Source organism: Ralstonia sp. Ralssp110 (assembly GCF_047325135.1).
Lineage (GTDB): Bacteria > Pseudomonadota > Gammaproteobacteria > Burkholderiales > Burkholderiaceae > Ralstonia > Ralstonia mojiangensis.
Genome location: NZ_CP168609.1, coordinates 1,669,621 through 1,689,619 on the forward strand (window position 1 = coordinate 1,669,621; position 19,999 = coordinate 1,689,619).

Consider the following 19,999-nt stretch of genomic DNA (forward strand, 5'->3'; position numbering starts at 1 on the left):
TCCCAAATGTACGTTTCTTATAGTTCTGTCTATAAGAACGTAATTTCTTCAGAAAGAACAAATTGAGGTGTTGTCCTGGCATGATGGTGAGCAATTTCGGACGGTGCCCCACTGTTTACGGGTTTACGCCCGTTAACTCCGATGTTGATGGTCTATAAAATAGAACTAAATTCCATCAAACAGAACGCATCGAATCAGGCGCGTTCAAGGAGACGCCCATGCTTTCTTCCCTTCCGGCCGCCAGTGGCCGACTCCACGCCGGGTTGCCGGCGGTTCAGCTCAATCAGGTTTCGGTGCGGTTCGGCAGCTTCACGGCGGTGCAAGGCGTTGACCTGTCGATTGGGGAAGGCGAATTCGTGGCTGTGGTGGGCCCGACGGGTTGCGGCAAGAGCACGTTGCTCAACGCCGTGACCGGGCTGCTCAAGCCGGCTGGAGGCACCGTCACTGTGTTTGGTGAACCGCTGACCGGGCTGAACGGCAGTGCCGGTTTCATGATGCAGCAGGACTCGCTGCTGCCCTGGAAGACGGCGCTGGACAACGTCGCTCTGGGGTTGGTGTTCCAGGGCGTGCCGGTGGACGAGGCCCGCGAGCGCGCCCGTCCGTGGATGAAGAAGGTCGGCCTGGCCGGCTTCGAGTCGCGGTATCCGCATCAGCTCTCGGGCGGGCAGAAGAAGCGCATCAGCATGGCGCAGACGCTGATCCTCTCGCCCAAGATCGTGCTGATGGACGAGCCGTTCTCGGCGCTGGACGTGCACACGCGCCATCTCATGCAGAGCGAGTTGCTGCGCCTCTGGCAGGAAGACCGCAAATCGCTGCTGTTCATCACGCACGACCTGGAAGAGGCCATTGCCCTGGCCGACCGCGTGGTCGTCATGTCCGCCGGGCCTGCCAGCCATCCGGTTGGCGATGTGGAAATCACGCTGCCGCGCCCGCGCAACGTGTCTGAAATCAACATGTCCGACGCGTTCATCCGCCTGTATCGCGAGATCTGGTCGATCCTCGGCACCGAAGTGGAGAAGAGCCATGCCGTCCAGCACTAATACGATGCCCGCCGTGGGCACGCCGCGCGCCGGTCTCGCGCACAAGACCAAGATCCGCCTGTTTCAGCTGGCCGTGGTGGCGTTGATGTTCGGCTCGTGGGAAGGCCTGGGCCGCGCAGGCGTGGTGGACCCATTCTATTTCTCGATGCCCTCGTCCATCGTCGCGCGCATCTGGGAATGGTTCACCGGCGGCGATATCTATACGCACCTTGCCATCACGCTGGTCGAGACGATTCTCTCGTTCGGCATCGGCACGCTGCTCGGCATCAGTCTGGGGTTGTGGCTTGGCTTGTCCAGGCTCGCGGCGGAGGTGCTCGACCCGTTCATCAAGGTCTTCAACGCGATCCCGCGCATTCTGCTCGCGCCCATCTTCGTGATGTGGTTCGGGCTGGGGCTGACCTCCAAGGTGGCGCTGGGCGCGACGATGGTGCTGTTCATCACGTTCTTCAATACGTACCAGGGCGTGCGCGAGGTGAACCCCGTCATCCTGGCCAACGCGCGCCTGCTCAAGGCCAGCCGCATCAGCCTGCTGCGCCATGTGTATGTGCCATCTGCCACGAGCTGGATTCTCTCCAGCCTGCGCGCTTCCGTCGGCATGGCCGTGATGGGCGCAATCGTGGCTGAGTACCTCGGTTCGTCGGCCGGCCTGGGCCACCTGATTGCGCAGGCCGAAGGCGTGTTCGATGCCACCGGCGTGTTCTCGGGGATCGTCGTGCTGTCGGCCTTCGTGATTGCGCTGGACCGCAGCGTCGATGCGCTTGAGGGCAAGTTGCTGGTGTGGCGTCCGAAGGTTGATCCCGAGACCGGCGCCTGACCCCCGGATACCAATAACGATGATGGAGACAACCATGAAGCGATGGATTTCGGCCCTGTTGTGTGCGGCCGTCTGTACCGCAGGCAACGCCGCCGAGCCGGAGAAGAAGGATGTGAGTCTGTCGGTCGGCTCGATGATCCTGAACTACATGCCGGTGCCGCTCACGCAGTCGCTGGGCAACTTCCAGAAGGAAGGGCTCAACGTGAAGGTGGAGAACTTCCAGGCTGGCGGCAGCAAGGCCCTGCAGGCCCTGATTGCCGGTTCGACCGATGCGGTGGTGGGCTTCTATGACCACACCATCCATATCCAAGCGCAGGGCAAGGACATTGTGTCGGTGGCGTTGCTCAACACCACGCCCGGCATTGTGCTGGCGGTGCGGCCCGACCTGGATATCAAGAGCGGCAAGGATCTGAAGGGCAAGAAGATCGGCATCACCGCGCCGGGTTCGTCCACCGACCTGTTTGCGCGTTACTACGCCATCAAGAACGGTCTGCAAGTCAACGATGTGTCGTACATCGCCGTGGGGTCGGGCGCGCCGGGCATGGTGGCGCTCGATCGCAAGGAGATCGACGCGCTCGTCAACTTCGACCCCGTGGCGAGCCTGCTGGAGAAGCGCCGCGCCGCCAAGTTCCTGGTGGATACGCGCACCGATGCCGGCTCCAGCGCGGTGTTCGGCGGCCGCTACCCGACGGCCACGCTCTACGTGACGCGCGACTTCATGACGAAGAATCCCGAGACCGTGCAGCGGCTGGTGAACGCCTTCATCCGCACGCTCAAATGGATCGACGCCAGTACGCCCGAGGCCATTGCCGACAAGATGCCCAAGGAGCAGCAGGTGGGTGGGCGCGACGTGTTTGTCGATGCGCTGCGCCACTCCAAGCCGATCTTCTCCAAGGACGGCCTGATGACGGATGCCGATGCCAAGGTGGCGTTGACGGTGCTTTCCAGCTACGACGAACAGATCCGCAACGCCAAGATCGACCTGAGTAAAACGTACACTAACCGCTTCGTCGACCAAGCATTGAAGACGGTCAAGTGAACCGTCTCGCCCAACCCGCCATGACCGCAGAGCGCCAAACCACCCAGAACGAGATCACGCCCGCCGCCAATGAGGGCGATGCCGCCACGCCGGGGCAGTCGGGTGTGGCCGCGCTGGACCGCGCGTTTTCGATCCTGTTTGCGTTCCGCCCCGGCGATTACGCGCTGACGCTGGCCGAGCTGGCCGCGCGCACGGGGCTCTACAAAAGCACGATCCTGCGGCTGGCCGGCTCGCTCATCCAGCACCGCATGCTGTTTCGCCTGGAAGACGGCCGCTACCAGATTGGTGCCGCGCCGTTGATGCTCGGCGCGCTCTACCAGCGCAGCATGCGTCTGGGCGACGTGGTACTGCCGCACATGCGCGCGCTGGCTGAAGCCACGGGCGAGGCGGTGTCGCTCTACATCCGCGAGCGCGATGTGCGTGTGTGCCTGCACCGCGTGGATTCGAACCATTCGATCCGCGATCACGTGCGCGAGGGCGACGTGCTGCCGCTGGAGCGCGGTTCGGGCGGGCGCGTGCTGTGCGCGTTCTCTGGCATGCAAGGCGCCACGTACGACGCGATCCGGCGCGATCACTATTACGTGTCGATTGGCGAACGCGACCGGGAAACGGTGGGTCTGTCGGTGCCGGTGTTTGGTGTGCAGCAGGCGCTGCGAGGTGCGCTGTGCCTTGCCGGTCCGGCCTCGCGCATCGACGGGGCGCTGCTGCAATCGTGGCGCGTGCCGGTGCTGGAGCACGCCGCGCAAATCACGTCCACGCTGGGTGGCGACCCCGCGCCGCTGCGTCTCGCTGCCCAATTGATCTCTAAAACCTAGGCTCCGCCAAGACGCCCAACCTCCTGAGCGGGGCGAGGGGCGGAGCCGACTGTGTAGCAGGAGTTGTTTTCATGGCTTTGCCTCTCGCGGGTTTGCGCGTGCTCGACTTGTCGAACGTGCTGGCCGGGCCGTTCTGCGGCTATCAGCTGGGTTTGCTGGGCGCTGAAGTCATCAAGATCGAGGTGCCGGGCAATGGCGATCTCGCCCGCCGTCTGGGCGCCGATCCTGAGCAGGCGCGCCGCAAGATGGGCGCCTCGTTCGTCGCCGTCAATGCGGGCAAGCAGTCCGTCACCGTCAACCTGAAGCACCCCGAGGGGCGCGCGATCCTGCTCAAGCTGGTGGCGCAGGCCGACGCGCTGATCGAGAACTACCGCCCCGGCGTGATGGACCGCCTGGAACTCGGCTACGACGTGCTGCGCGAGGTCAATCCGCGTCTCGTCTACTGCGCCATCTCGGGCTTCGGCAAGGACGGCCCGCTCAGCGGCAGACCCGCATACGACCAGATCATCCAGGGCATTTCCGGCGTGATGAGCGTCACCGGCGACGACGCATCCGCGCCGCTGCGCGTCGGTTACCCGATCAGCGACACGGTGGGCGGCATCACGGCGGCGCTGGCCGTCACCGCATGCCTGCTCGGCGCGCAGCGCACGGGGCAGGGCTGCATGGTGGACGTGTCGATGCTGGAATCGACGCTCGCCACCATGGGCTGGGTTGTCTCCAACTATCTGAACGCCGGCGTCACGCCACAGCCGATGGGCAACCAGAATTTCACCGCCGCACCGTCGGGCACATTCACCACGGGCGATGGGCTGATCAACATCGCCGCCAACGAAGACAAGCAGTTTGCCGCGCTGTGCCGCGTGGTGGGGCATCCGGAACTGGCCACCGACCCGCGCTTTGCCGAGCGCCATGCACGCAAGGAACATCGCCAGCAACTCAACGACGCGCTGGAAGCGGCATTGGCCGCGCGCCCGGCCGCCGAATGGGAGCCTCTGCTGATCGAAGCCGGCGTGCCGGCCGGGCTGGTGCTCGACGTGCCTGGCGTGCTGGCGCACGAACAGGTGACGGGCCGCGGCTTCGTCACCTCGTTCCCGGAGGCCGGGCAGCACGTGACGCGCGGGGGCTTCCGCCTCTCGGGCGAAGATCCGTGCCCGCAGACACCGGCGCCATCGCTCTCCGCCCATACCGACGACTGGCTTGCCAGGCTCGGTTACCGCCACGACCAAATCGAAGCCTTGCGCGCTGAAGGCGCCATCTGATCATGACGACCGCATCTGCCCCCAACGCAATCGATTCTGCCGCCGGCCTCGCTGCCGATTACTGGCGCACCGACATCATCGACATCGAACCCGGCCGCATCCACGTACGCGGCTACCCGATCCAGGAGCTGATCGGCCAGATCGGCTTTGCCGAAATGATCTGGCTGATGCTGCGCGGCGAATTGCCGGCCAAGCGGCAGGCGGCCTTGCTGGAAGCGGCGCTGGTGGCGTCGGTCGACCACGGCCCGCATGCGCCATCCATTGCGATTGCCAAGATGGCGACGAGCTGTGGCTTGCCGCTCAATGGCGCGATGGCGTCTGCGTTGAACGCGCTGGACGACGTGCACGGCGGGGCGGGGCAGCAGGCCGTCGAGCTGTTCCTCGATATCGAGGCGCGCATGTTTGACGGCGCCTCACTCGAGGCTGCCACGGCGGCTGGCGTCGACGCGTTTATCGCTGCGCATGGCAAGTACCTACCGGGCTTCGGGCATCGCTTCCACCCGGTCGATCCACGCGCAGGGCGCCTGCTCGCGCTGGTGGACGAGGCTGCGCAGGACGGTGTGGTCGGCGGGCGGTATGCCGCCATCGGCCGCGCCATCGAAGCACTGCTCTCCGGCCGCAAGGGCAAGCCGATTCCGATGAACATCGACGGCGCCACGGCCGTGATCTATGCGGAACTGGGTTTTGCGGCGCCGCTGGCGCGCGGCGTGTTCTGCCTGTCGCGTGCCGTCGGCATCCTGGCGCACGCCTGGGAGCAAAGCGGCCGCAGCGAGCGCAACAAGGGCCCGATGCCGCGCCAATTGCCGTACCGCTATACCGGCCACGCCACGCGGCATCTGACTCAGCCTGAATCGGCCGCCGCGCCATGACGTATTTCAACTGGCCGATCATCGAAACCACCGTCTTTGCGGAGATGCCGGGCGCGTTGCGTCGCGCGGTGCCGACCGAATGGTCCCGCGCAAACAAAGGCGGCGCGCCGGTCGATTGCTTTCTGGAAGGCCCGTGCTGGGATGCGCACGGCAATCTGTGGCTGGTGGATATTCCGCATGGCCGCATCCTGCGTGTCTCAGCGCAGGGCGATTGGGATGTGGTGGCGGAATACGACGGCGAACCGAACGGCCTGGCGCTGCGCCACGACGGCACGCTGCTGATTGCGGACTATAAGAATGGGTTGCTGTCGCTGGACCCCGCGACGGGCGTGGTCACGCCGTTCCTGACTCGTCGCAACAGCGAGCGCTTCAAAGGCCCCAACGACCTGATCGTCGCCCGCAACGGCGATGTGTATTTCACCGACCAAGGCCAGACCGGCCTGCACGACCCGACCGGCCGCGTGTATCGCCTGCGCTCGGATGGCCGCCTCGATTGCCTGCTCGCCAATGGTCCGAGCCCGAACGGTCTGGTGCTGACACCAGACGAATCCGCGCTGTTCGTCGCCATGACGCGCGACAACGCCGTCTGGCGTCTGCCGCTGCTCGGTGACGGCAGCACGAGCAAGGTTGGCCGCTTCGCGCAGTTTTACGGCACCAGCGGCCCCGACGGCATGGCGATGGACGCCACCGGCCACCTGTTCGTCGCGCATGCCTCGCTGGGCGCGGTATTTGTCGTTTCGCCGCATGGCGAACCACTGGCGCGTATCGCGTCGTGCCGGGGGCGCACCACCACCAACGTTGCACTCACACCCGACGGACAATCGCTCGTCATCACCGAATCCGCCACGGGCACCGTATTGCGCGCCCGCTGGACCCCGCCGCACCACGACTGACGACGCGCGTGGGCTGTTGGCGCAGCTCACGTTGTCCTACAGCTGTCCTACAAGAGCGGCGGCTGCCAGATCATCAAAATTCCCCCGTTTTTTCTTTCTGCAGACGACCATGCGGCACTTTTTGTGGCGCCGCACCAAACGAAGTGCGTGGTCCGTCCTCTCCCACCCAGGCAAGTGGGTCTTCCTCTCCATTTTTGTATCGATTAAGAAGACGTGTCTGCTTTAGATAAACAAACGGGTAGGAGCTGTCCTACAAAATCGCCTTTCGACTGTAGGAGTGCTCCTACAAAATCGGTCGAAAGCCAGTCGGAACTGTCCTACACGGCGTGTAGGAGTGGGTCAGAAGTGTCCTACAAGCGGTTAACCCGGCATCCGATGCTCACAGTCGCAGAAGTGCGACGTCTTCCTTGTCGATTTCTGACAACTTTAGGCAATTTAATTGCTATCTTTCGCCATTCATTGGGGTAAATACGTGTCAAACACCCGCTTTAGCGCATCGTCCACCCAGGGCTGTTGCGTCGGCAAAGGCTTCATTTGCAACGTTTATTAACAGATTTGTAAGAAGATTGCCTACAAGAGAACGGACTACCTCACCCCTCCGACGTAGGGGTCCCCCCTTCTTTACTTACCCCGGACGTAAACCCACAATGTGTTCAACAGAAAACAACTTCGCCATGTCTTTAGCGACGTGAGTAAGAAGGAGCAGGAAGTGCCGGCAACGGCGCCGACTGCAGGAACATCCGATCTGTGGGGATTGGTGAACAGCCCGGCGAGGGTAGGCGCAAAAAAATAGCGCCAACCGGACATCACCATGCGAGATCGGATGCAGGTTGTACTTTTACTGCACACGACGGGACATACATGGACACGCAAGACATTGTTTCCGAGATCAGCGAGCTGAATCTCACCTACTTGATGCTTGCCCAGCAGATGCTGGCCAAGGACCGGGATGCCGCACTGTTTCGCCTCGGCATCTCTGAAGAACTGGCTGACATCCTGCTGACGATGTCGCCCGCGCAGATCGTCAAGCTGGCCAGCACGAACATGATGCTGTGCCGCTTCCGCTTCGACGATCACGCCATCCTGGGTCTGGTGACCCAGCCGCACCGTGACAAGGGCCTGCAGCAATCGCAAATGTCGATCCTGCTGGCACGTCAGGCGGTTGAGCAGATCAGCTGAGCCATTTGCGGCGGGTTTTCCGCCGGGTTCAGAGATTGCACTTTGGATGAGTAGCAAGCGTAGCGGGAGCAGTGCCATGCGTCACACCAGCGTCATGAACGAAGTTCAGCAGATCCACCTCGCAGCGGAATTGATTTCGCTCGGTGCGCGTCTGCAATTGCTGGAACAAGAAACCACGCTCAGCCGTGAGCGTCTGGTCAAGCTGTACAAGGAAATTCGTGGGGAATCGCCGCCCAAGGGCATGCTGCCCTTCTCGGCAGATTGGTTCCTGACGTGGTCGCCGAACATCCATTCGTCGATCTTCCTGAACATCTACCGTTTTCTGGGCGAGAACAGCCGCAGCACTGGTGTGCGCCGCCTGATCTCGGCCTACAAGCTGTACCAGGAACATATTCACGTCCACGAACAGGAAGAGGTGCTCTCGATCACCCGCGCGTGGATGATGCTCAAGTTCTTCGAGGGGAAGATGCTGCACACCGTGAAGTGCAAGCGCTGCACCGGCCATTTCGTGGCCCACGCAGACGACCTGCACCATGATTTTGTGTGCGGTGTGTGCCAGCCGCCGTCACGCGCAGGAAAGAAAAAGCGCGTCGCTGCTCCGGTTGATGCGATCGCAGAAAAGACGGTCGACGCCTGATAACGGCATTGCAGGAACGCGGGAATACGGGAACACGGGACTTGCAGAACCGCCGGGGGATGGTCAAAAAAGGGCGGACGGGAAATACGGGTAGCAGTACGGGAAATACGGGAATAGCCGAATAGCCGGCCAGATCGGCACATAACAATACAAAGAACAAAAGAGCAAGGAACACAGAGCAGGAAAAGCACAGGGGCTCAGGCAGGACAAAAGGGGAAGGGGGTAGGCCGGTCGCAGGCAACTGCGGACCGGCATTTTTTTTGCCGCCGCGCGTAAAAAGAAGAAGGAAGAAGGGCGAAAAGTAGGGGCGGAAAGCGATTTCCGTCCCTTTTTCTTTGGATCGGCCTAGGGGGAAGCCCTCTTTGGGCCAGGTGGTGCTCAAGCCGCCCGTTTTGTTGCCGTTCTTGGTGGAGAAGGGCGCGGCGGCAGGGTTTTCCAAGCGCCGCGCAGCAGCAAAACCAGGCGCTCAAGCCTTCAGTTAACCGGGGGGATGCCGTTATTCCCTCTTGTATTGATCGAAGGATCGCCCATTCAGGAGTTCGCCCCGTGTTAGTTGCCATCGGTTACATCGTGATTCTCGCGTCGGTGTTCGGCGGCTACATGCTGGCCGGAGGACACCTCGGGCCCTTGTTTCAGCCGACCGAACTGCTGATCATCTTCGGCGCCGGCATTGGCGCCTTCGTGGTCGGCAACGACAAAAAGGCCATCAACGCCACCGTCAAGGCGTTGCCCGGCCTGTTCAAGGGCTCTAAGTACACCAAGGCCCTCTATATGGAAGTGATGGCGCTGCTGTACGTGGTGCTGTCCAAGATCCGCCGCGAAGGGATGATGTCGATTGAAGCCGACATCGAATCCCCGCACGAAAGCGCGCTGTTCGCCAATTACCCCGCCATCCAGGCAGATCACCACGCGCTGGATTTCATCTGCGATTACCTGCGCCTGATGGTGGGCGGCAACCTGAATCCGTTCCAGATCGAAGCGCTGATGGATCAGGAAATCGACACCCACCACCACGAAGCCGAACAACCCGCTCGCATCATCACCAAAGTTGGCGACGCCATGCCGGCCTTCGGCATCGTGGCCGCTGTGATGGGCGTGGTGCACACCATGGGCTCGGTCGGCCTGCCGCCGGCAGAGCTGGGCAAGCTGATCGCGTCCGCGCTGGTCGGTACGTTCCTCGGCATTTTGCTGGCGTACGGCTTCATCGGGCCCCTGGGTTCGCTGCTGGAGCAGCGCGCTGAAGAATCGACCAAGTTGTTCCAGTGCATCAAGGTGACGCTGCTGGCCAGCATGAACGGCTACGCCCCGGCGATTGCCGTGGAGTTCGGCCGCAAGGTGCTGTTCTCGACCGAGCGCCCGTCCTTTGCCGAGCTGGAAGACCACGTCCGTGGCGCCAAGACAGCGTAGCGCTGAACCCCATATGACACAGAGCGCGGCCAACGAGCCAAGCCATTAACGACGCAGCACACACCGACGGGAACGGACCATGAGCAAGTCCAGCACGCCGACCTTCATTGTCATTCGGCGCAACAAGAAAGGCGGACACGGCCACCACGGTGGCGCGTGGAAGATCGCCTACGCCGATTTCGTGACCGCCATGATGGCGTTCTTCCTGCTGATGTGGCTGCTCAGCTCGGTGACCAAGGCCGAGTTGTCGTCGGTCGAAACGTATTTCCGCACGCCGCTGAAGGTGGCGCTGTTTGGCGGTGCCGGTTCGGGCGACCAGTCGAGCATCCTGCAGGGCAGCCCTTCCCTCAAGCAGAACGTGCCGCAGCCGAATCCGAGCCCGAGCCCGACCGTGCAGCGCCAGCGCAATATCCGCGATGAGTCGGACGATGCGGCGCTGAACAAGCTCAAGCAGAAGATTGCCGAGATGGTCGAGACGAACCCGGTGATGAGCCAGTTCAAGCACCAGTTGCTGATCGACATGACCACCGAAGGCCTGCGCATCCAGATCGTTGACCAGCAGAACCGCCCGATGTTTGCCAACGCCAGCGCCGAGGTGCAGCCGTACATGCGCACCATCCTGCGCGAGCTGGGCTCAGCGCTGAACGACGTGCCCAACCCGATCAGCCTGTCCGGCCACACCGACGCCACGCAATACGCCACGCAGCACGGCTACAGCAACTGGGAACTGTCGGCCGACCGCGCCAACGCATCGCGGCGCGAGCTGGTGGCCGGCGGCATGAAGCCCGAAAAGGTCAGCCGCGTGGTGGGTCTGGAGGCATCGGTGCCGCTGGACAAGGCCAACATCTACAACCCGATCAACCGCCGCATCAGCATCGTCGTGCTCAACGCACGCGCTGCTGAAGCCGTGCGCTCGGGTGGGGTCGAGCCGGTGGCCGACCTGCGCAATGACGGCAAAGACACGCTGACCGACGCCGCCGCACGTGCCACGGGCGTGGCAGACGCGGTGACTGCGGCCAAGCCATAAAGAGCGCCGAGGGGAGAAACAGTCAATGAGCGAGAAACACATCCTGGTGGTGGACGACTCAACATCGATCCGCCGCATGATTGCCGCGTGCCTGCGCGAGTGCGGTTTTTCCGTGACGGAAGCCGGCGACGGCACCGCCGCGCTGGAAGCCGCGCGCACGCTGGCCCAGGGCAGCCACCACCTTGTGATCACCGACCAGGTGATGCCGTCGATGGACGGCCTGACCCTCATTCGTGCGCTGCGCACGCTGCCGGCCTACGCCGACACCCCGATCCTCATGCTGACCACCGAGGCTGACAGCACGATTCGCGACCAGGCACGTGCTGCCGGTGCGACGGGCTTTCTGCCCAAGCCGTTCGACCCGGATGGGCTGACGGATTCGGTGATGCAGTTGCTCGAATGGCATGCGCAGACCCACGGGTCTGCATCGACGCATTAAACGACCGAGACGACAGATATGAACCTCGACCTTAGCCAGTTTTTCGGCGCCTTCTTCGAAGAGGCGGAAGAGCTGCTCGTCGACATGGAGCGGCTGCTGCTCAACCTCGATGTCGCCAACCCTTCTTCTGATGATCTGAACGCCATCTTCCGCTGCGCGCACTCCATCAAGGGTGGTGCTGCGACCTTCGGTTTCACACACATGACGGAACTCACGCATGTGGCCGAATCGATTCTGGACCGCGCTCGCACCGGTACCTTGCAGCTGCGCGAAAACATGGTGGATGCCTTCCTGGAAACGAAAGACGTGTTGAAAAGCCAACTTGATGCCTACCGGCAAGAGCACCCTATCGATACGGCCACGCTCGAATACATGGTGGCCAAGCTCAACAGCCTGACTGCCGAGGATGGCGCCCCTGCAGCAGCCGCACCGGCAGCCGCGGCGCCCGCGGCCGCGACACCCGAACCGGTGGCCGCGCCCCAGCCCGAGCCTGTGGTGGTCGAAGCGCCTGCGGCTGAAGCCGTGGGCGACATCGACGGCGGCCTCGACATCAAGCTCATCGACGTCTCGAACGAAGACTGCGAGCTGATCGTCACCGAACTCAAGCACCTGGGGACCGTGCTGCGCCACACGCGCACCGGCCGCAACAGCGACATCGTGCTGCAGAGCACTTGCACCGCCGACGACATCATCGCGGTGAGCTGCTTCATCATCGATGCGGACCAGATCGTCATCACGCCGCATGTGGGTGGCTCTGCGCCGGTCGTGGCTGAAGCCGCTGCGCCGGCTCAGGCCGTTTCCGCCGCACCGACGCCCGCCGCTGCACAGACGGAAGTGCACGCCCCGGCTGCCAACGAAGCCGCGCCGGCGCAGGCGGTTTCCGCTGCCGCCGCCCCGGCGCCGACCCGCCCGGCCGCTGCCGATCACAAGCCCGCCGTGGCCGCAGAAACGTCGATCCGCGTGGGCGTGGAAAAGGTCGACCAGCTCATCAACCTGGTAGGCGAACTCGTCATCACGCAGGCCATGCTGGCGCAAACCGCGCAGGCCTTCGACCCGGTACTCAACGAGCGCCTGTTTGCTGGCCTGTCGCAGCTCACGCGTAATGCGCGCGACCTGCAAGAGGCCGCCATGTCCATCCGCATGATGCCGATGGACTACGTGTTCAACCGCTTCCCGCGCCTGGTGCGCGACCTGGCGCACAAGCTGGGTAAGCAGGTCGAGCTGTCGACGTTCGGCAAGTCGACCGAACTGGACAAGGGCCTGATCGAACGGATCATTGATCCGCTCACGCACCTGGTGCGCAACAGCCTGGACCATGGCATCGAACTGCCCGAAGCCCGCGTGGCCGCGGGCAAGGACGCCACCGGCCAGCTGCTGCTGTCTGCTGCCCACCAGGGCGGCAACATCGTTATCGAAGTGAGCGACGACGGTCAGGGCCTGAACCGCGACAAGATTCTCAAGAAGGCGCGCGAGCGCGGCCTGCCCGTGTCGGACAACATGACCGACGACGAGATCAACCAGCTCATCTTCGCGCCGGGCTTCTCCACGGCCGACCAGGTGACGGACGTGTCCGGCCGCGGCGTTGGCATGGACGTGGTCAAGCAGAACATCCAGTCGATGGGTGGCTACGTCGAAATCCAGTCGCAGAAGGGCAAGGGGACCACGATCCGCATCGTGCTGCCGCTCACGCTGGCGATTCTTGACGGCATGTCGGTCAAGACCGGTGAAGAAGTGTTCATCCTCCCGCTGTCGTGCGTGGCTGAATCGCTGCAACCGCGTCCGGAAGACATCAAGGCTGTGCCGGGCGGCGGTCGCCTGCTCAAGGTGCGCAACGAATACCTGACGCTGGTGCCGATGTACGAACGCTTCCGCATCACGCCGTCGCTGCCCGATCCGTCGGAAGGCATCGTCGTGATCCTGGATTCGGAAGGCAAGAAGATTGCGCTGCAGATCGACGAGCTGGTCGGTCAGCAACAGGTGGTGGTCAAGAACCTCGAGACCAACTACCGCCGCGTGCCCGGCATTTCGGGCGCGACCATCCTGGGTGACGGCAGCGTGGCACTGATCGTCGACGTATCGGCACTGATGCGCGAGACGCGCGCGGGCCATTCAGAAAACGGGATGCGTGCCGTTACAGCCGAAAAGCACGAGGTGGGCGCAGCACAGGGTGGTCGTTTCTCGACCGAGGCGATGGCCGCGGCATAAGCGTTCACGCCTGGCAGGGTGGGATCCACCACCACAACGAATTCAATCTAGTGGCCCAACGGGCCGAGGGGAGCCGCAATGGAAGTCAAGGAACACGCGATCGGCGAAGACACCGGCGGGGAGGAGTACCTGGCCTTCACGCTGGGTCAAGAAGAGTACGGCATCGACATCCTGAAGGTGCAGGAGATCCGCGGCTACGAGACCGTCACGCGCATTGCCAATGCACCCGATTTCATCAAGGGCGTGATCAACCTGCGCGGCATCATCGTGCCGATCGTTGATCTGCGCATCAAGTTCCAGCTCGATCGCGTCGAGTACAACCAGTACACCGTCGTCATCATTCTGAACCTGATGGACCGCGTGGTCGGCATCGTGGTGGATGGCGTGTCGGACGTGCTGACGCTGCAAAGCCAGCAGATCAAGCCGGCGCCGGAGTTCTCGGGCGCGCTGGACACGGAATACATCCGTGGCTTGGGTTCGATCGACGAGCGCATGCTGATCCTGGTGGACATCGAGCGCCTGCTGATGTCGGCCGACATGGCGCTGTGCGACGAAGCGGAAGCCGCCTGATCGCGACATGAATCCGGCTGGGGCACGGCGTACGTGTCCACAGCAGTTGAGGCCGGGCCGAAGGGGCCCGGCGGGCGACAAGACACCGTAACAATTGGTGCGGCGCCGTTAGGGGAGGGAAGCATGTTCAGCAAAATGACCATCCGGCTCCGTTTGGGGCTGATGATGGCGGGCATTGGTGTGCTCGCCGTTATCGTGGGCGTGACGGGCCTGATCGGCATGCGACACGCCAACACCCGCGTGCAGGACGGCTATGCCGTGCAACTGGCGGGTACCGTGGCATTGGCCGAATCCGATTCCAATCTCCTGAGCTTTCGCATCGTGCTTGATCGCGCAGCCATGGCGCCCAACGCGCCCGGCATGGAAAAGACGATCGAGCGCGCCAAGATGTTCCTCGACAAGTCCGACGCCGCCTGGAAGCGCTACCGCGCGCTGCCCACCACGGCAGATGAACGCAAGCTGGCCGACGAGGCCCAGGGCCTGCGCGACATCTTCGTGCGTGACGGCGCGCAGGTGTTGATGCAAGCCGTGCAAGCGCACGACGAAGCGCGCATCAACAAGACGGTCATGGACGTCATGCCCGCGCTGTATCGCCCCCTGGGCGACAAGGTCACGGCACTCAACCGCCTGCAGATGGACGCGGCCAAAGCCAGCTACGAAGCCAGCCAGGCCGAGCACCACAATCTCACCGCGCTCACCGCCGGCCTGCTGCTGGGCGGCATTCTGGTGGGCGGGCTCCTGACGTGGGCACTGCGCCGCTCGATCACAGTGCCGCTGATGCGCGCCATCGAACAAGCCGAGCACATCACGCAGGGCGACCTCACGCACACCATTCTGGTGGACCGCGCCGACGAAACCGGCCGCCTCCTGCAGGCACTGCAACGCATGCAGGAAAGCCTGCAGAAGATGGTGGGGCAGGTGCGCTCGGGCTCCGACTCGATTGCCAGCGCGACGCAGCAGATTGCCGCCGGCAATGCCGACCTTTCGCAACGCACGGAGCAGCAGGCTTCCGCGCTGGAAGAAACCGCGTCGAGCGTGGAAGAGCTGACGAGCATCGTGCGCCAGAACGCCGACAACGCGCGTCAGGCCAGCACGCTGGCGGGCAACGCCTCGGACATCGCCGTCAAGGGTGGTGAAGTGGTGGGCCGCGTGGTGGACACCATGGCCGGCATCAACGACAGCAGTAAGAAGATCGCCGACATCATCGGCGTGATCGAAGGCATTGCCTTCCAGACCAACATCCTCGCCCTGAATGCCGCAGTGGAAGCTGCTCGCGCAGGCGAGCAGGGCCGCGGCTTTGCCGTGGTGGCGGGCGAGGTGCGCAGCCTGGCGCAACGCTCGGCCACGGCGGCCAAGGAGATCAAGGAACTCATCAGCGATTCGGTTGGCCGCGTTGAAAACGGCTCCACGCTGGTGGCGGAAGCGGGGAGCGTGATCGACGAGGTGGTCATTGCCGTGAAGCGCGTGACTGACATCATGGGCGAAATCAGCTCGGCGTCGGACGAACAAAGCGCGGGCATCGAACAGATCAACCAGGCCGTCACGCAGATGGACGAAGGCACGCAGCAGAACGCCGCGCTGGTGGAGCAAGCCGCTGCCGCCGCCATGTCCCTGCAGGAGCAGGCCGGCGGGCTGCGCCAGGCTGTGGCGGCGTTCCGGACGCCAGGCGCTGCACAGGTAAACGCAGTGCCTACGGCGCCGGTGGCCGCACGTGTGCCTGCCAGGCCGGCGCCCAAAGCCAAGGCCCTGCCGCACCGTGCAGCCAAGCCGAAGGCTGCAGCACGCACCACCCCTGAACCCACCGCGAAGACCGCCGCTGCAACCGCAGCCCCGGCCTCCGCCAAAGAACAACAACGCGAGCGCACCGCCGCCGCTGCCGTGACCAAAGCGGCTGCGTCAGCGCCCAAGTTGCCCGTACCCAAGCTCGTTGCCGCAGGCGGCGACGATAGCGACTGGGAGACCTTTTGACCATGTATGCACGGGATCTTCGCTGCTCGCGAAAGCTCTCTCGTGTGTGTTTGTGGTGTGCAGCCTGCCCTCCGGGGCAGGTTTTTTTTTTGCCTGGGCTAGTGCCTGCTGAAGCCGGGGTGACCCCCCTCTGAAGTGGCATGACCCCATGGCGGTTCTAAAGAGCCGTCCCCCGCAGGCCGATAGCGGTTAGGGGGCATATAAAAACAGGAAGAGGTAGACAACATGGGTTGGATCAAGCGTTTGCCGGTGTCCACGGTACTCACCGGTGGTTTCCTGATCGTGGCTGCCATGGGTGCGGCCATTGGCGGGTTGGGCATCTACACGATCACGCAGTTGACCAAAGCGAGCGAAGAGCTGGCGCAAAAGCAGATGCGCGCCATCACGCAGATGGGCAGCGCGGCCAACAGCCTGGCACATGCCAGCCGTGCGCAGACGGCGCTGCTGATTGCCACCACGCTCACTGAGCGCAAGACGCTCAGTACGCAGATTGCCGACAGCATGCAGCACCTGAAAGACGGTGTGGAGAACGTGCGCCCGCTGTTCACGTCGGACGAAGGCAAGAAGATGATCCGCGAAGTCGATGCGATCTACCCCGTCTGGGGCAAGCGCATGACCGACTTCGTGGCGTTGATGGACAAGCAGGGCCTGGACCCGACCCAGTTCGACAGCCGCGTCACGGCTGAAAACGTCGGCCTGCTGGACGACACCGCGGCGTTTGAGAAAACGCTCGACAAGATGGTCAAGCGTGTGGAGGAAGTCTCCGCCGCATCCACCGTCAAAGCCCGCGACGACGCACACCGCTCGCGTCTTGTGATGATGGTGATGGCCTGCGCGGGTGCGCTGCTCGGCATCGTGCTGGGGCTGGTCATTGCCCGCCGGCTGTCGCGCCAGTTGGGTGGCGAGCCCTCGTACGCGGCCGAGATTGCCCGCCGCATTGCCGCCGGCGACCTGGCCGTGCACGTGCAGACCCGCCCCGGCGACCAACACAGCATGCTTTTCGCCATGGCGCAGATGCAGCAGCAACTGACCGGCACGATCACCAATATCAAGAGCTCGGCTGACTCCATCGCCAGCGCCACCAAGCAGATCGCTGCCGGCAATGCCGATCTGTCACAGCGCACGGAAGAGCAGGCATCGTCGCTGGAGGAGACTGCCTCCAGCATGGAAGAACTCACCAGCATCGTGAAGCAGAACGCCGACAACGCACGCCAGGCCAGCCAACTGGCGGGCAGCGCGTCGGACATCGCCGTCAAGGGCGGTGAAGTGGTGGGCCGCGTGGTGGAAACGATGGCCGGCATCAACGCCAGCAGCAAGAAAATTGCGGACATCATCGGCGTGATCGAGGGCATTGCCTTCCAGACCAATATCCTCGCCCTGAATGCCGCGGTGGAAGCCGCGCGCGCGGGCGAGCAGGGCCGTGGCTTTGCGGTCGTGGCGGGCGAGGTGCGCAGCCTGGCGCAACGCTCGGCCACGGCGGCCAAGGAGATCAAGGAGCTGATCGGCGATTCGGTTGGCCGTGTGCGCAACGGATCGGCCCTGGTGGCTGAAGCTGGCTCGGTGATCGAAGAAGTGGTGGTGGCCGTGCGCCGGGTGACCGACATCATGGGCGAGATTTCCGCCGCGTCGGACGAGCAAAGCTCTGGCATCGAGCAGGTCAACCAGGCCGTGAACCAGATGGACGAGGTCACGCAGCAGAACGCCGCGCTGGTGGAGCAAGCCGCCGCTGCCGCCCTGTCGCTGGAAGAGCAGGCGCAACTGCTGCGCAATGCCGTGGCGACGTTCCGCACCGATGCTTCGGCCGAGCTGGCCGTGGCGGCGCCGACTGCTGTTTCGGCACCGGCCGTCCGCAGCGAGGCCCGCCCGGAAAAGACCGAAGTGGTGCCTTCCGTGGCGCGCGCCTTGGCGTCGCGCAAAGCGGCCAAGCCCGCAGCGATGCCCGAGGCTGCCCCGGAGCAGGCTCCCGCCGCTGCGCAAGCAGAAAAAGCGCCTCTGGATGCACATGCGGCGGTTGCACCGCTGGCTGCCGCCGTGGCTGCGGCAGCCGTTTCCGAGGCCGTCGCCGCCCCGACCCTCAAGCTGGCCTCGGGTTCTGCCGATGAAGATGATTGGAGCACCTTCTGACGCCAGCCTCGCCAACAGCAAACTTGGCGCGGCCTGCGGTAACGGTGCCCGCCAACGACTGAAAGCGGGCATCAAGACTCGCCAAACACGGGGTTAGTTATCCATGGCAGCACAAAACTTGGCGCCAGTTTCGCCGACGCTCGCGTCGCGCGAGTTTTCATTCACCGCCGAAGATTTCGGCCGCATCCGCGACCTGATCTACCGCCGCGTCGGTATTTCGCTGTCCGATCGCAAGAGTGAAATGGTCTACAGCCGCTTGGCCCGCCGCCTGCGCGTGGTCAACCTCGGCTCGTTCCGCGATTACCTGGATGCGCTGGAAAAAGGCCACCTGCCTGATGAGTGGGAAGCCTTTACCAACGCACTGACCACCAACCTGACCGCGTTCTTCCGCGAGCAGCATCACTTCCCCATCCTGCACGAGCACGCCAAGGCCAAACGCACGCCGTTCACCGTGTGGTGCTCGGCATCGTCGACGGGCGAAGAGCCGTACTCGATCGCCATCACGCTGGCCGAAGCCTTTGGTTCGATGTCGCCGAGCCAGGTGAGCGTGGTTGCCTCTGATGTGGATACCAACGCGCTGGCCCGTGCCCGTGCCGGCATCTACCCGATGGAGCGTGTCGCGGCCCTGTCGCCCGAGCGCCTGAAGAAGTATTTCCTGCGCGGCACCGGCAAGCAGGAGGGCTACGCCCGCGTGCGGCCCGCGCTGCAGGCCATGATTGATTTCCGCCAGATCAACCTGCTCGACCGCGATTGGCCGCTGCAGCAGAAGTTCGACGTGATCTTCTGCCGCAACGTGATGATCTACTTCGACAAGCCCACGCAGGCCAAGATTCTTGAGCATTTCATCGACGTGATGAAACCCGATGGCCTGCTGTTTGCCGGCCATTCGGAGAGCTTCCTGCAGGTCACCAAGGCGTGGTCGCTGCGCGGCAAGACCGTGTACGAAATCGCGCCCGAACTGCGGGCCAAGATGGGGGCACGATGATCGAATTCGGCAAACGCGCGACGCCGCAATCGGCCACGGACACCGTGCGCAGCGATAGCGGTATGAGCAGCGGCATGAGCGCTGGCGCCATGGCCACGCTCGCGCAATCGGCCGCCAGCACCCACGCGTACTACGACACCACCTTCGGCCGCCGCGCCATGAAAGTGCTGCCCGGCGAGTATTCCGTCACCACCGAAGACCTGATGCTGGTCACGGTGCTCGGCTCGTGCGTCTCCGCTTGCGTGCGCGACAAGACCCTCGGTATTGGCGGCATGAACCACTTCATGCTGCCCTCGCGCAACGAGGGGGAGTCGATCCTCTCGCCCTCCATGCGCTACGGCACGCACGCCATGGAAGTGCTGCTCAACCAGCTCTACAAGGCAGGTGCCAAGCGCGAGCGCCTTGAGATCAAGGTATTTGGCGGTGCGGCCGTGCTGGCCGGCATGAGCACGCTTGACGTGGGCGAGCGCAACGGCAAGTTCGTCCTCGAATTCCTGCGCAACGAAGGCCTGACGGTGGCCGCAAAAGACCTCTTTGACGTACACCCGCGCAAGGTGTATTTCGTACCGTCCACCGGCCAGATCATGGTGCGCAAGCTGCGCTCCCAGAACTCGGCGGCCGAGCTGGACAGCGAGGCGCAATACGCCAGCAAGCTGTCGAAGTCCATCACGACGAAGCCAGCCTCGCGCCTGCAACTATTCACTTAGGAGACCGCTGAAAAACGATTCT

The 19,999-nt window shown here is 63.5% G+C and carries 18 protein-coding genes; all 18 read left to right on the forward strand.

The window, feature by feature from the left end; all coding sequences use genetic code 11:
• The first annotated feature begins 218 nt into the window (after positions 1 to 218).
• The 18 genes from ACEN9T_RS08065 (at position 219) to cheD (ending at position 19,977) form a co-directional block, all read left to right on the forward strand.
• Positions 219 to 1,040, forward strand: coding sequence for an ABC transporter ATP-binding protein (locus ACEN9T_RS08065; protein WP_413706049.1), 822 nt, complete (start codon positions 219 to 221; stop codon positions 1,038 to 1,040).
• Positions 1,024 to 1,854: an ABC transporter permease gene (locus ACEN9T_RS08070; protein WP_413706050.1), complete on the forward strand. Its 831-nt coding sequence runs from the start codon at positions 1,024 to 1,026 to the stop codon at positions 1,852 to 1,854. Before ACEN9T_RS08065 ends, ACEN9T_RS08070 begins: the two co-directional genes overlap by 17 nt.
• A gap of 34 nt (positions 1,855 to 1,888) precedes the next feature.
• A complete protein-coding gene (locus ACEN9T_RS08075) occupies positions 1,889 to 2,893 on the forward strand; it encodes an ABC transporter substrate-binding protein (protein ID WP_413706051.1) in 1,005 nt (334 codons plus the stop codon).
• 20 nt (positions 2,894 to 2,913) lie between these two features.
• Positions 2,914 to 3,708, forward strand: coding sequence for an IclR family transcriptional regulator (locus ACEN9T_RS08080; RefSeq protein ID WP_009240454.1), 795 nt, complete (start codon positions 2,914 to 2,916; stop codon positions 3,706 to 3,708).
• Between the two features lie 71 nt (positions 3,709 to 3,779).
• Complete coding sequence (locus tag ACEN9T_RS08085) at positions 3,780 to 4,967, forward strand: CaiB/BaiF CoA transferase family protein (RefSeq protein WP_413706052.1); 1,188 nt, start codon at positions 3,780 to 3,782, stop codon at positions 4,965 to 4,967.
• Positions 4,968 to 4,969: 2 nt separating this feature from the next.
• Positions 4,970 to 5,836: a citryl-CoA lyase gene (locus ACEN9T_RS08090; RefSeq protein ID WP_413706053.1), complete on the forward strand. Its 867-nt coding sequence runs from the start codon at positions 4,970 to 4,972 to the stop codon at positions 5,834 to 5,836.
• Positions 5,833 to 6,729, forward strand: coding sequence for an SMP-30/gluconolactonase/LRE family protein (locus tag ACEN9T_RS08095; protein WP_413706054.1), 897 nt, complete (start codon positions 5,833 to 5,835; stop codon positions 6,727 to 6,729). The genes ACEN9T_RS08090 and ACEN9T_RS08095 overlap by 4 nt, the downstream gene beginning before the upstream one ends.
• 861 nt (positions 6,730 to 7,590) lie before the next feature.
• Complete coding sequence (flhD, locus tag ACEN9T_RS08100) at positions 7,591 to 7,908, forward strand: flagellar transcriptional regulator FlhD (protein WP_004627783.1); 318 nt, start codon at positions 7,591 to 7,593, stop codon at positions 7,906 to 7,908.
• A 76-nt stretch (positions 7,909 to 7,984) separates the two neighbouring features.
• Entirely contained in the window at positions 7,985 to 8,545 is a 561-nt protein-coding gene (gene flhC / locus ACEN9T_RS08105) for a flagellar transcriptional regulator FlhC (protein ID WP_092972206.1), read from the forward strand.
• A 546-nt stretch (positions 8,546 to 9,091) separates the two neighbouring features.
• Entirely contained in the window at positions 9,092 to 9,952 is an 861-nt protein-coding gene (gene motA, locus ACEN9T_RS08110) for a flagellar motor stator protein MotA (protein WP_021192846.1), read from the forward strand.
• Positions 9,953 to 10,031: 79 nt separating this feature from the next.
• The gene (gene motB / locus ACEN9T_RS08115; RefSeq protein ID WP_413706055.1) at positions 10,032 to 10,979 is read left to right on the forward strand and encodes a flagellar motor protein MotB; all 948 of its coding nucleotides are present in this window, start codon (positions 10,032 to 10,034) and stop codon (positions 10,977 to 10,979) included.
• Between the two features lie 25 nt (positions 10,980 to 11,004).
• Positions 11,005 to 11,418, forward strand: coding sequence for a response regulator (locus ACEN9T_RS08120; protein ID WP_413706056.1), 414 nt, complete (start codon positions 11,005 to 11,007; stop codon positions 11,416 to 11,418).
• Between the two features lie 18 nt (positions 11,419 to 11,436).
• Positions 11,437 to 13,623: a chemotaxis protein CheA gene (gene cheA / locus ACEN9T_RS08125; protein WP_413706057.1), complete on the forward strand. Its 2,187-nt coding sequence runs from the start codon at positions 11,437 to 11,439 to the stop codon at positions 13,621 to 13,623.
• Between the two features lie 78 nt (positions 13,624 to 13,701).
• On the forward strand, positions 13,702 to 14,193 hold the full coding sequence (locus ACEN9T_RS08130) for a chemotaxis protein CheW (protein ID WP_092972203.1): 492 nt from the start codon (positions 13,702 to 13,704) through the stop codon (positions 14,191 to 14,193).
• Positions 14,194 to 14,316: 123 nt separating this feature from the next.
• A complete protein-coding gene (locus tag ACEN9T_RS08135; protein WP_413706058.1) occupies positions 14,317 to 16,161 on the forward strand; it encodes a methyl-accepting chemotaxis protein in 1,845 nt (614 codons plus the stop codon).
• Between the two features lie 225 nt (positions 16,162 to 16,386).
• Positions 16,387 to 18,285 carry a methyl-accepting chemotaxis protein gene (locus ACEN9T_RS08140; protein WP_092972201.1) on the forward strand — a complete coding sequence of 633 codons (1,899 nt, stop codon included), beginning with the start codon at positions 16,387 to 16,389 and terminating at the stop codon, positions 18,283 to 18,285.
• A gap of 103 nt (positions 18,286 to 18,388) precedes the next feature.
• Positions 18,389 to 19,270, forward strand: a complete 882-nt coding sequence (locus tag ACEN9T_RS08145) for a CheR family methyltransferase (RefSeq protein ID WP_413706059.1) — start codon at positions 18,389 to 18,391, stop codon at positions 19,268 to 19,270.
• An 89-nt stretch (positions 19,271 to 19,359) separates the two neighbouring features.
• A complete protein-coding gene (gene cheD / locus ACEN9T_RS08150) occupies positions 19,360 to 19,977 on the forward strand; it encodes a chemoreceptor glutamine deamidase CheD (protein WP_175537135.1) in 618 nt (205 codons plus the stop codon).
• The last annotated feature ends 22 nt before the right edge of the window (positions 19,978 to 19,999 follow it).

Bases quoted from the DNA above. Each gene is read 5' to 3' on its own strand.
- ACEN9T_RS08145 (WP_413706059.1), top strand. From the start codon at position 18,389: ATGGCAGCACAAAACTTGGCGCCAGTTTCGCCGACGCTCGCGTCGCGC.
- ACEN9T_RS08075 (WP_413706051.1), top strand. From the start codon at position 1,889: ATGAAGCGATGGATTTCGGCCCTGTTGTGTGCGGCCGTCTGTACCGCA.
- ACEN9T_RS08135 (WP_413706058.1), top strand. From the start codon at position 14,317: ATGTTCAGCAAAATGACCATCCGGCTCCGTTTGGGGCTGATGATGGCG.
- cheD (WP_175537135.1), top strand. From the start codon at position 19,360: ATGGCCACGCTCGCGCAATCGGCCGCCAGCACCCACGCGTACTACGAC.
- flhC (WP_092972206.1), top strand. From the start codon at position 7,985: ATGCGTCACACCAGCGTCATGAACGAAGTTCAGCAGATCCACCTCGCA.
- ACEN9T_RS08130 (WP_092972203.1), top strand. From the start codon at position 13,702: ATGGAAGTCAAGGAACACGCGATCGGCGAAGACACCGGCGGGGAGGAG.
- ACEN9T_RS08065 (WP_413706049.1), top strand. From the start codon at position 219: ATGCTTTCTTCCCTTCCGGCCGCCAGTGGCCGACTCCACGCCGGGTTG.
- ACEN9T_RS08095 (WP_413706054.1), top strand. From the start codon at position 5,833: ATGACGTATTTCAACTGGCCGATCATCGAAACCACCGTCTTTGCGGAG.
- ACEN9T_RS08120 (WP_413706056.1), top strand. From the start codon at position 11,005: ATGAGCGAGAAACACATCCTGGTGGTGGACGACTCAACATCGATCCGC.
- flhD (WP_004627783.1), top strand. From the start codon at position 7,591: ATGGACACGCAAGACATTGTTTCCGAGATCAGCGAGCTGAATCTCACC.
- ACEN9T_RS08085 (WP_413706052.1), top strand. From the start codon at position 3,780: ATGGCTTTGCCTCTCGCGGGTTTGCGCGTGCTCGACTTGTCGAACGTG.
- ACEN9T_RS08070 (WP_413706050.1), top strand. From the start codon at position 1,024: ATGCCGTCCAGCACTAATACGATGCCCGCCGTGGGCACGCCGCGCGCC.
- ACEN9T_RS08080 (WP_009240454.1), top strand. From the start codon at position 2,914: ATGACCGCAGAGCGCCAAACCACCCAGAACGAGATCACGCCCGCCGCC.
- ACEN9T_RS08140 (WP_092972201.1), top strand. From the start codon at position 16,387: ATGGGTTGGATCAAGCGTTTGCCGGTGTCCACGGTACTCACCGGTGGT.
- cheA (WP_413706057.1), top strand. From the start codon at position 11,437: ATGAACCTCGACCTTAGCCAGTTTTTCGGCGCCTTCTTCGAAGAGGCG.
- ACEN9T_RS08090 (WP_413706053.1), top strand. From the start codon at position 4,970: ATGACGACCGCATCTGCCCCCAACGCAATCGATTCTGCCGCCGGCCTC.
- motB (WP_413706055.1), top strand. From the start codon at position 10,032: ATGAGCAAGTCCAGCACGCCGACCTTCATTGTCATTCGGCGCAACAAG.